General features: G+C 39.5%; 9 protein-coding genes. 5 read left to right on the top strand and 4 right to left on the bottom strand.

Annotated features, from left to right (window positions below):
- The coding region (locus HMPREF0519_RS00870; protein ID WP_003633845.1) for an amino acid permease at positions 1-1,268 on the bottom strand (1,268 nt) is incomplete at its 3' end.
- Positions 1,269-1,391: 123 nt separating this feature from the next.
- Between HMPREF0519_RS00870 and mmuM the strand changes: the two genes are divergently transcribed.
- The 3 genes from mmuM (at position 1,392) to HMPREF0519_RS00855 (ending at position 4,545) form a co-directional block, all read left to right on the top strand.
- On the top strand, positions 1,392-2,339 hold the full coding sequence (gene mmuM, locus HMPREF0519_RS00865) for a homocysteine S-methyltransferase (protein WP_003556568.1): 948 nt from the start codon (positions 1,392-1,394) through the stop codon (positions 2,337-2,339).
- A 246-nt stretch (positions 2,340-2,585) separates the two neighbouring features.
- Positions 2,586-3,911: a hypothetical protein gene (locus HMPREF0519_RS00860; protein WP_225429074.1), complete on the top strand. Its 1,326-nt coding sequence runs from the start codon at positions 2,586-2,588 to the stop codon at positions 3,909-3,911.
- Positions 3,912-3,963: 52 nt separating this feature from the next.
- Positions 3,964-4,545, top strand: coding sequence for a TetR/AcrR family transcriptional regulator (locus HMPREF0519_RS00855; RefSeq protein WP_003633842.1), 582 nt, complete (start codon positions 3,964-3,966; stop codon positions 4,543-4,545).
- 207 nt (positions 4,546-4,752) lie between these two features.
- Here HMPREF0519_RS00855 and HMPREF0519_RS00850 read toward each other — a convergent pair whose 3' ends face one another.
- From HMPREF0519_RS00850 to HMPREF0519_RS00840, 3 genes are all read right to left on the bottom strand, one after another.
- The gene (locus HMPREF0519_RS00850; protein WP_003633841.1) at positions 4,753-5,172 is read right to left on the bottom strand and encodes a hypothetical protein; all 420 of its coding nucleotides are present in this window, start codon (positions 5,170-5,172) and stop codon (positions 4,753-4,755) included.
- A 132-nt stretch (positions 5,173-5,304) separates the two neighbouring features.
- A complete protein-coding gene (locus HMPREF0519_RS00845; protein ID WP_003633839.1) occupies positions 5,305-5,829 on the bottom strand; it encodes a GNAT family N-acetyltransferase in 525 nt (174 codons plus the stop codon).
- A 40-nt stretch (positions 5,830-5,869) separates the two neighbouring features.
- On the bottom strand, positions 5,870-6,049 hold the full coding sequence (locus tag HMPREF0519_RS00840) for a hypothetical protein (protein ID WP_003633836.1): 180 nt from the start codon (positions 6,047-6,049) through the stop codon (positions 5,870-5,872).
- Between the two features lie 525 nt (positions 6,050-6,574).
- Here HMPREF0519_RS00840 and HMPREF0519_RS00835 point away from each other — a divergent pair.
- Together HMPREF0519_RS00835 and HMPREF0519_RS00830 are read left to right on the top strand one after the other, a co-directional pair.
- Positions 6,575-7,585: a ketopantoate reductase family protein gene (locus tag HMPREF0519_RS00835; protein WP_003633834.1), complete on the top strand. Its 1,011-nt coding sequence runs from the start codon at positions 6,575-6,577 to the stop codon at positions 7,583-7,585.
- Positions 7,582-8,793 (top strand): aminotransferase-like domain-containing protein, encoded by a 1,212-nt coding sequence (locus tag HMPREF0519_RS00830; RefSeq protein ID WP_003633832.1) that lies wholly within the window; start codon positions 7,582-7,584, stop codon positions 8,791-8,793. The genes HMPREF0519_RS00835 and HMPREF0519_RS00830 overlap by 4 nt, the downstream gene beginning before the upstream one ends.
- The last annotated feature ends 102 nt before the right edge of the window (positions 8,794-8,895 follow it).

Genomic DNA, 8,895 nt, shown 5'->3' with positions numbered 1-8,895 from the left:
ATGCATGATAAAAAACTTAGGATAAATGCGGCCCAAGGAATAAACGGATACCATGGTGTTTTAAACTTTAATTCAGATTTAGTATGACCGGCTTTAAGCCATGCTTTTCTAAAATTAATTTCTGAATAGGCAATAGCCATCCAAACAATCACGACTGCTAATCCTGAAATCGAAACCAGTACCAGATAAACGGTTGAGGCGGCAACTACGCTTGAGACAAGTGCCAACACACCACCCAGCATACTAAGGACAAGTGCGATTATCGGCACATCTCGGGAATTGGTTTTAGCGTATTTTAATGGTATCACACCCTCGTGGGCCAGTGACCAGAGCATTCTTGTTGAAGCATACAGTCCTGAGTTGGCAGCGGATAAAATGGCAGTTAACACAACGAAATTCATTAAATCGCCCGCAAAGGGTAACCCAATACTGTTGAATACCAAAACAAATGGACTTTGATTAACGCCGGCTTTTTGCCATGGGATTAGTGAGGCCATAACGGTGATGCTTCCGATGAAGAAGATCACAAGTATGAACAGAGTTGTATGGATAGCTTTAGGAATATTTTTTTCGGGATTCTTGGTTTCACCGGCTGTTACCCCAATCAATTCAGTTCCTGAAAAGGCAAAGTTAACTGTCAACATAGTTGTAAAAACGCCTTTGAAGCCGTTTGGAAAAAGGCCGTCTTTGACCAAATTATGAAATAGTGGGGCATGAGCATAACCCTTAATCGGGATGACCCCAAAAATTGCCAGGCCACCAAGAATAATAAAAAGAATAATTGCAATCACTTTAATACTTGAGAACCAAAATTCGGTTTCCGCAAAAAACCGGACAGACAATGCATTTGAAGTGAAAATAACGATCATAAACAGCAGGCTCCAGATCCAAGTAGGAGATTTTGGAAACCAGGTGCGCATAATTAATCCAGCTGCCGTGAATTCTGATCCTAACGCAACGGTCCATGTCAGCCAATAAAGAATGGCAACAGTGAACCCGGTCCCCGGGCCGATAAATTTATCTGCATAAACATGGAATGATCCGGTTTGCGGCATTGCGACGGAGAGTTCCCCCAGACAAAGCATGACTAAATAAACGATAATTGCGCCAATACCATAGGCCAAAATTGTGCCGACCGGACCGGCTTCGTGGATGGTATATCCAGAGCTCAGAAAAAGACCGGTTCCAATGACACCGCCTAGTGAAATCATTAGAAGATGCCGTGATTCCATTTTGCGTTCAAGTGCAATATGCGGTTTTTCTTTCATAAAAAGTTATCCTCCAAACAATTGCTTTTTTCTCATTTTGAGATAAAATGATTAGAATCCAATACATAAAAGAATGCACTAAATTAGAGGAAGTTACAACCCGAAATATGTCGGAGGTAAATCATGATGGACTTAATTAAAGAAAATTTAGATAGCAAACGAGCACTGGTGCTTGATGGCGCAATGGCAACCGAACTTGAAAAGCACGGCGTGGATACAAGTAATGATTTATGGTCGGCAACTGCACTAATTAATGACCCTGATGCTGTTAAAGCTGTTCATACAAGTTATTTTGAAGCGGGTGCAGATATTACAATTACTGATACCTACCAAGCAAATGTAGAAGCTTTTAAAAAAGTTGGTTTTACCGAGGATCAAAGTGAAAAGTTGATCACCGAAGCAGTCCGCTTGGCACTGGAATCCAGGGATGATTTTTACGCAACGTTACCCACGGCAGAACGAGCCAAACGAGCCTTTTATCCACTGGTTGCCGGAAGTGTTGGTCCATATGGTGCCTACTTGGCTGATGGTAGTGAGTATACGGGTCATTATCAACTGACTAATGAGGCATATCAAACGTTTCATCAAAGAAGAATGCGGTTAATGGATGAGGCGGGCGTGGATGTCTTTGCATTTGAAACTCAGCCAAATTTTGAAGAGACAAAGGCATTAGCTGATTTGCTGAGAGAAAAATTCTCTGATCGCTTTGCATGGCTAACGTTTAGTATTAAGGATCCGGAGCATCTTTGTGATGGTACATCTTTAGCAAAAGCGGTATCCTACTTTGAAGATAATCCACAAATTAGTGCAGTTGGTGTGAATTGTACGTCCATGAATTTAATTGAGGACAGCATTAAAACAATTGCTTCAAATACGAACAAACCTATCATTGTTTATCCTAACAATGGTGATATTTATGATCCTAAAACGAAAACTTGGACACCTAATCCCAATGCAACGACCTTTGCGGAATTAACGCCTAAATGGTTGGCTGCCGGTGCCAAGATCGTGGGTGGCTGTTGTCGGACAACGCCTGTGGATATTGAGCAGGTTGCTGAAAGTGTATTTTAATGTCTTAATAAAGAAGCTGGGACAATAGGCAAAAATCAATACGACAACGTTCCTACCTCAAAGTGAAACTCCCGTGAAATCAGTATTTTTGTAAACTGATTTCACGGGAGTTTTTTTAAAAGTAATGTTCTTTGGAATTATGTCCCAGCCACTTATTTATTAAATTAAATGCGCGCAAGCACTTGCATTCATTTAAAAATGCTGTTATTCTTTTGACATCGAATAAAGGAAGTAGGCGTGATTAAAATGAATTTAAAAAAGTTTATAACGAGTCGTGGTGTCATCCTGGCAACGATTGTGTCAGTTTTGTATGGTTGCTTGATTTTTACGATATATTTTACGGGATATCAGGCAATGCCTAAACATGTTGATGAACTAACAGTAACGGTGGTTAACCGAAATAAGAATACTCGGACGTTGGCAGATCAAATTGAAAAAGGGTTGCCGTTTAAGCATATCAAGAAAGTTTCTAATCTAAGAACCGCTAAAAAGCAGTTAAACAATAAAAAAACGGCAATGATTATTGAGATTCCTTGGAACTTTAAATCAAGGATTAGTAGTAATTCTAAAACCAATTTGAATTTCTATATCGATGAAGCAACCCCTTATTCACAGGTGAGTGCATTAAAAACAGTCTCTCAAAAGATTGGTTATACCGTTAATCAACAAGTGATTATAGAAAAAGGTAAGGCGATGTTGTTAAAAGAGCCAATGACGGGCTTGGAAAAAACAGTTCAAACAAAACAGGCTCAACTTCAAAATCAATTACAGGCCAAAAAACAACAGATTGCCCAAGCTCCAGAAGCTCAGCAGCCAAAACTAGAGGCGCTTCTTAAGCATCAGGAGTTGAACGCAAAACAAAAACTTGAGGCTCAAGTCAAGCAACAATCCAAAGCCATTCGCAACCGGGTATCCGATACGTATCAAGATGTTGATCACTCCGTTGGAACAAATCTTGTTCGGGTCCATCCGGTTAAGACGGGAATGAATCATGCACTGGCTCCATTTATTGCAAATATTGCCGTTTACCTCGGAACATTAATTGGTGCTCTTCTTCTCTATGGCACATATGCAAAGTTTGTACCGATAGTTGGTCGATTCAAATCATTCGCGTTTCTGGAAACAGCAGCAATCTTATTATCTATTATTGGTTCATTGTTCACATCATGGAGCATCACCGGGTTTATGGGGCTTGGAGGTTCGCAGTTCGCAAACTTATGGTTAAATCACGGATTAGAAATTTTCGGATCATTGAATTTTAATTTAATTCTGGTTTTACTGCTTGGTCAGATTGGCACCGCGTTAAATATTTTTCTAACAATGATCCAGGTTGTTTCAGGTGCAGGGATGATCCCATTGGTAACACTCAATTCGTTTTTCAAGGGTGCTCATTATATTTCACCGATGTTTTACAGTATTCAAGCAGATTTTAATATTATGTTTGGCGGTAGTCAGGCCGGCATGTATTTGGGACAATTGGTTCTTTTGGCACTTGGAATCTTGATAGTAAATATCGTTATTGTGACCTTTAGAAAGCATCAGCCAATCCTTGATTTTCATCAACTAAGTTAATCGGATATAATGGGCTTAACAAGTTGATTCTGAAAGGTAGGGTTGCTGATAAATGGCCCAAAAAATAACGACAGATGAAAAAATTTTGAATGCTTTTTCCAAGCTTCTGGAAGAAAATGGTTATACGGAAACAACAACGAAGAAAATCGCGCAAGCTGCAGGCGTCAATGAGAGTACCTTGTTTCGCCACTTCAAGGATAAAGAACAGCTTGTTAAAGAGTTGGTTCAGAAATACATGAGCGATATTGATACAGTCAACGCAGGGTTTATACCGAGTGGCGATATTGTAACTGATTTAATGCGGGTTGCCGACTTGTATAATCATTTTGTTGAAGCTCATAAAGCGTTATTTCTAATTGGTATGCGGGATTCGTTTCAATTTCCCAAGTTAAAAGAAATGATTATCCAATTACCGATGAAACTCAAAAAAATCTTAGTGTTCTGGATGACGGAAATGAAACATTCAGGGGAAATTAATGGGTTGGTTAATATTGAGATTACTGCCACAAATTATATTACTTTGATTTTGGGTCACGCGCTGATCCAAAACATTTATACCGATACAGGACTGGATATTTCACAGGTCGATTTTGTACAAAAAAATGTCCGCGATTTTGCGGAACATTTAAAGTGAGCGTTGATTAGGCTGATAAAAAGTAAAAAGCGGAAACCTTTAATGCGGTTTCCGCTTTTTGGTAATTATAAATTGTTTATTCATAATGGGGTGCCCGAGTGATAGATGATACATACGATTTAAAATGCTCTTAACTAAAAGGGAAATCGGACAAGATCCTATTCAGGATTGCCTTAAGTTTCTTTTTATGCGGTTCTCAATTATTAGCTAGTCATCTTCTGGTAATCGATTAGGATTATCATTCGCTTTTGCAGCATTTGGGTTCTTCCCTTTAGTTAAATAACCACGCCATACCCAGCCAGTGTCATGTTCACCATCAACTTGATAATATACCCGCTTCTTTGCCCCCCTTTGAAGTACCCAAACACCAACCACATTCCAAGTTTCATAAGGGTACTTATTTAGGTTTGTATGTTTGCTTACTGTTGGTGTTGTCCAAAGAATAGCACTTTGCTTGGGGGTTTTGGCATGATATGGAACCCCAGGATAAGCAGCTCCCTTGATAACCTTCCAACCTGACTTAAGAACAATTTTATTTTGAGCGGCTACCGGTGATGTCATTGAAGGCAGCACTATTCCAATGGCAAAGATACTCATTATCAATATTAAAAAAAATCTCTTTTTCATTGTTTTTCTCCTTTCCCGGTTATATTAGTTCTCTTATTTAGGATAATCCGAATGACTTCAAAAACGATGGTTTTATCAGTCAACAGAAAAAATCAAGGTACCACAGGAAAGATAGGTTTCGACAGAATATTGCTAAATATTGAATGCGGATAGATAATTAACAGTACCGGTAACGCCTTCAAGTCCTTTAGGAACCAATGCCTTTATCATGTATGCATCGTCCGGTGCAGGGAATGGTGCTTTAATATTAAACAGGCTGGCTTTTTTATAACCAAACCTTGAGTAGTAATCCGGCCACCCAAGAATACTGATAAAGTTGTACTTGGCCCGTTTAGCCCGTTGCTCTAATTCTGCGAGTATGGCTTGCCCAATACCTTGCTTTTGAAAAGATGGCGAGACTTCTAACGGTGCCAAGCACAAACCGGTTTTCGATTTGTTTGCGTTTTTAACTTGAACCTCGCTGAGTAGGCCGTGCCCGATAATTTGGCCCGATTGATCGGCTACCACTTCAAGCGTTTTATGGTAAGTTGGATCCAATCGAATCTTTTCTACCAGCTCTGCTTCACCACCATAGCCGTTGGATGATTTTGAGAACGCGGTTAAAATAAGATCCGAAATAGCTGAATAGTCTTCTTTTCGAACAGTCCTGATTTGCACCTAAACATCTCCATTCAATGAGTTGAGCGACCAACCCGATTTATTTCTTTTTTGATTTTCGACTTATGAGACCGGATAATAGCCAGCTAAGTATCATGATAATCGTTCCGACAATGACGAGCGGTAGGGCCAGTGCTTCATTTCCTAAGAAAAGAAGCGCTATGGCGCCGATACAAAGCAGCAGTGAAATAAGTCCCCCAATTCCGATTAATAACCTCATAGCCACTGCCTTCTTTCAATCTAACTATAACGTACGGACCACAATTTCAGCAAATGATCACAGAGCTTTGTAAAAAAGTTTTTTGTTTGTAGAAGCATTGATATTATGGCATTTTGATGAGAAAAAAACAGAAAAATCTAAAAAAGGTGGTTGACATTGTCCTGATAAATGTCTTACACTTCATACAACATTTAAATACGACTAATTGATTTGATTCAGTGGATTTAAAGCCACAGCCTTATTAAGAGAGTGCCGTTTGGTGAGAGTGCATTAAGACTGTGATTCGAAAGACTGAATTTGATAACGTCACTTTTCGAGGTGAACTGGTAGCACCCATTATTGTGCAGCGTGTCAGTGAGGTCTATGATTTTTAAATCATAAATTTTCCGTGCACGTTATGAGAAGTTGTTTGTGAGAACAACTCAAATTAAGGTGGTACCGCGTTAATTTAACGTCCTTTGGTTTTGATAACCAAAGGACGTTTTTTAGTTGTATTTAAAAAATAAAATACGAGGAGTGGTCAATATGAAGTACGGCATTATAGGCGCAGGAGCAATGGGATATAGGTATGGTGTTATGTTACAAAAGAATGCCGGCGTTGATGTTGACTTCATCGACACCTGGGAGCCAAATGTTGAGAAAGTTCGCGAACAAGGCGGTGTCTCAGTTGCTCGTGACCACAAGAATCGTCGTATTATTCCGATCAATATTTTCTACCCGGAAGAGTATTCAGGTCATCCGGATGTTTGGATTATTTTTAAAAAACAAATGCAATTAGCTGAAGAATTGGATCGCGATAATGCAGCAGGAATTTTTCACGATGATCAATACGTTTTTTCAGCAATGAATGGTATGGGACATTTTGAAAAAATCGCAAAGTATTTTCCCAAGAACCATATCATTTGTGGCACGGCGATGATTGCAACTCGAATGGATGGACCAGCGAATGTTGATTTTATGGGCGCTGAAGGTACTGAAGTGATGCATATGGCCAGATATACAAATGAAAAACCTGATGAAAAAACAAAAGCGATTGCTGATGATTTTAAAAAGGCTAAGTTAAATCCAATTTTTGCGGATGATTGGATGGAAATGTGTATGTCTAAAGTTGTTTTCAATGCCGTTACAAACACACTGTGTACGATGTTTGAAATGCAGATGGGGCAATTTATTGAGTATGAGGGCGTTCGAGCAATGGCACGACAATTATTTGATGAAGCATATGATGCGTGTGAACGTGCCGGAATTTATTTAATTCCAACCCGTCAACAGCAAGTTGATTCAGTTATTACCGTCAGTCAAGAATACAAGTATCATTACCCATCAATGTATCAGGATTTTTCAAAAGGTCGTCCCACAGAAGTCGATTATATTAATGGCTATATCGCTAAAATCGGTCGGGAACATGATTACATTTGCCGAACGCATGAGTTTGTTGTTCATGAAGTTCATATGGCTGAAATGATGAGAAAGTATCACAAACCACAAGAAAATGTTGCGGATAATAATATTCAAAAGGAAGGTGTTCGACAATGACATATCAATTTTCAGATCGTGTACCAGAAAGTGATGAGGATCCAGTCGGAAATATTTTGAAGGTTGCCGGCAGTCCGGACGTAATTTCATTTGCAGGAGGTCTACCAGCCCCGGAATTATTTCCGGTGGCAGAATTAAAGAGGGTTACCGATGAAGTTTATGATGAAAGCGGTCGTCAAGCTTTGCAGTACAGTACCGCAATCGGTTATCCCCAGTTACGCGAGCAGATTGTTAAACGAATGGCTCACCAGGGCGTTAAAACGACGATTGATAACATTATGATTTCAACCGGGTCGCAGCAATCCATCGACCTGACCGCCAAGATGTTTGTAAATCCCGGTGATACAGTAATTGTCGAAAAGCCGACTTATTTATGTGCACTGGATGTTTTTCGTAGTTATGGTGCTCACATTGTTGGTGTTGATATGGATGAGAACGGCATGAAGATTGATCAGTTAGAGAAAGCAGTAGCTGAAAATCCCAATACGAAGTTTATCTATACAATTCCAAATTTCCAAAATCCGACCGGACGTACAATGTCCGCAGATCGTCGTGAACGAATGATTGAAATCGCTGATAACTATGACATCATGATTGTGGAAGATGATCCATATGGAGCGATTCGTTTTGCTGGAGACGATATTGAGCCGATTAAATTTTATGATGATCACGAGCGGGTGATTTACTTAAGTACTTTTTCCAAGATTTTGGCACCCGGGTTAAGGTTGGGCTGGATTGTTGCTGAAAAATCTCTTATTAAGAAGTTTACGTTAATGAAGCAATCTGCAGACGTTCACTCTGATAATTTAACGCAACATATCGTAGCCAAATTTATGTCGGAATATGATATTGACGATCATATTGACAAAATTAAGCAGGTTTATCGAAAACGTGAACGAGTTATGATGAATGCAATTGAAGCATTCTTCCCTAAGAACGTTCATTATAGTCATCCTGAAGGTGGTTTATTCATTTGGGTTGAGGTTCCCGGTGATGTTGATACCAAGGCGTTGTTTGACACCTGTATCAAGCACAATGTGGCGTTTGTTCCCGGGGAACCATTCTACCCCGATGCTGTTACCCCTGGTACGTTCAGATTGAATTACTCAAATATGTCTGAGGATCATATTAAGACAGGCATTAAGCGATTAGGGGATGCAATCAAAGAAACAATTTCGGAATCGGTTTCCAGTGTAAGTAGAAACTAATCATCAAACCAACATAGTGACCAACGCAATCTAAAGTTTGATTGGAACCAGGCATAGAGTTGCCTGACACATATTACGAATGATTCATTTATGACAATTATT

The sequence above is a fragment of the Lentilactobacillus hilgardii DSM 20176 = ATCC 8290 genome (genome assembly GCF_000159315.1).
In the GTDB taxonomy this organism is placed as follows: Bacteria; Bacillota; Bacilli; order Lactobacillales; family Lactobacillaceae; genus Lentilactobacillus; species Lentilactobacillus hilgardii.
Note: the sequence above shows the minus strand (reverse complement) of the source record. Positions and strands in the feature narration are given on the sequence as shown.